The organism is Acholeplasma laidlawii, assembly GCF_015709225.1.
In the GTDB taxonomy this organism is placed as follows: Bacteria; Bacillota_I; Bacilli_A; order Acholeplasmatales; family Acholeplasmataceae; genus Acholeplasma; species Acholeplasma laidlawii_A.
Window position 1 is genome coordinate 1 of record NZ_JADNRS010000032.1, and the last position, 1,628, is coordinate 1,628.

The 1,628-nt window shown below is 32.7% G+C and carries 3 protein-coding genes; all 3 read right to left on the reverse strand.

Translation table 11 applies throughout. The annotated features are described in order from the left end of the window. Nucleotides 1–55: 55 nt before the first annotated feature. The 3 genes from IY230_RS03610 to IY230_RS06755 are packed head-to-tail and all read right to left on the reverse strand — an operon-like array spanning nucleotide 56 to nucleotide 1,574. Nucleotides 56–259, reverse strand: coding sequence for a hypothetical protein (locus IY230_RS03610; protein WP_196369963.1), 204 nt, complete (start codon nucleotides 257–259; stop codon nucleotides 56–58). Next, on the reverse strand, nucleotides 249–1,022 hold the full coding sequence (locus IY230_RS03615) for a transposase (RefSeq protein WP_196369964.1): 774 nt from the start codon (nucleotides 1,020–1,022) through the stop codon (nucleotides 249–251). The genes IY230_RS03610 and IY230_RS03615 overlap by 11 nt, the downstream gene beginning before the upstream one ends. Before the next feature lie 12 nt (nucleotides 1,023–1,034). Then, nucleotides 1,035–1,574 (reverse strand): transposase zinc-binding domain-containing protein, encoded by a 540-nt coding sequence (locus tag IY230_RS06755; RefSeq protein WP_196369965.1) that lies wholly within the window; start codon nucleotides 1,572–1,574, stop codon nucleotides 1,035–1,037. Nucleotides 1,575–1,628 lie beyond the last annotated feature (54 nt).

The window sequence follows — 1,628 nt, forward strand, 5'->3', positions numbered from 1 at the left end:
GATTTTCCATAGCCAAAATAACCCTTCTGCATAGGGTTAAACTAAGATTTAATTGCTATTTAGTGAACATTTTGAATTTGTTATAATCTTCTATTACACTTAAACTATCATTATCACATATTGGACATTTAAACCAACCGTCTTTATCCTCATCATAATTGTTGATGTACCAAACAGAATCTTGTAATACTTCATAATCACAGATAATACATTTCATATGTGCTAGGCCGTTGCCGTAGCTAGGGATATTAGTTTTCATAAGTAGGACCTCTATTTCTTAGTAAAAAGCTGTAGTCTAATGATAGTATCATTTGGCCACCACACTTACATAAAAGTGGCGTATATTTAAAATTTTGGATTAACATGCGTTCCCACGAGATGTTTTGTTTCTGTGCTAAAAGATAAGATTTATGGTAAAGACGTTTATAATCTTGTGTTTTAATATTCGAATGGTTTGCATAAAAACCTTGATACCTGATTAAGTGAAACCCTTTATCAGGTATATGAATAATAAGTCTCATCATAAAATCATATACGTGCTCAGTAATAGTTTGTCGACCTAACTTTTCACCTTTAGGTTTCTTATCATCTTCATGCGGATCATAAATCCATGTGATTTCATGCTTGTCATAATCAATATCTATAATTCTAGATTCAGCAATTGCCGGATGAGATGCATATCGAGCGATATATTCAGCCACGGCTTTTGCACTCATAGCTTTTCCATCCTCTGCATAATCATCAATATCAGGACCATATGTATAAAAGCCATCTGGATATTTCTTAATTAAGTACTTAGATAATGGAATGAATTCGTGGTATAGTTTTGTATCATTTGCTTTAAGATAGGAACTCATGGTATTTAATAGTTTAAACTGATAAATGCGTCTGAGTTGATTAAAGTGAAAGTAGTCATACTTATGATGCGTATTGAACTGATCATATACACGCTCTGCCACCAGTGCGTGTATATGAGGATTCCACTTCATATCACGTCCATAAGTATGCATCACCGATATCATGCCATGAGTCCATCATTCACGCTTTCGTTTCTTTGAATTTTGAATGAGCATTTTAAATGAAGCATGAACGACTTTAAAAAGTTCATTGAGCAGTGTTCGATGTAATCTAAAATATTTCCTGAGTTCTTTAGGTATTGAAAAGACGAAGTGACGATGTTTTACGGCGAGTAGTTTCTTTTGCATCTCACAGGTTCTTTCTGCACGATACTTATTATTGCAGGATGGACAAAACCTGGAATGACAGGAAATACCTGTAATGTGATATTTATCACACTTATTACATTCGTAAAAAAGATAACCATAGTATAAGTTATGACAGTTAATCATAGATTCTACATTAGAAATAATTGCAGGTCTTAGTCGATCTAGAATCAAAGGTTTAAGTTTGAACCAATAGGTTCTGAATATTGACTGAAGTTTTCGGCTATCAGGGCGATTAACCTTTAAGTTATTTATTTGATTGTTGTGGTTATCAATTGAACTGATGCCATGTTTTGAAAGTAGTATCTTAGAAAAGTTTGTATAATCACTAGATTCATAAAATGGTTTCATAAGTATAGTATAAACCAAAAAAGAAAAGAGACAAATTATTTTGTCTCTGACGTG

Excerpts from the sequence above, each read along its gene's own strand:
- IY230_RS06755 (WP_196369965.1), bottom strand. The coding sequence starts at position 1,574 with ATGAAACCATTTTATGAATCTAGTGATTATACAAACTTTTCTAAGATA.
- IY230_RS03615 (WP_196369964.1), bottom strand. The coding sequence starts at position 1,022 with ATGATATCGGTGATGCATACTTATGGACGTGATATGAAGTGGAATCCT.
- IY230_RS03610 (WP_196369963.1), bottom strand. The coding sequence starts at position 259 with ATGAAAACTAATATCCCTAGCTACGGCAACGGCCTAGCACATATGAAA.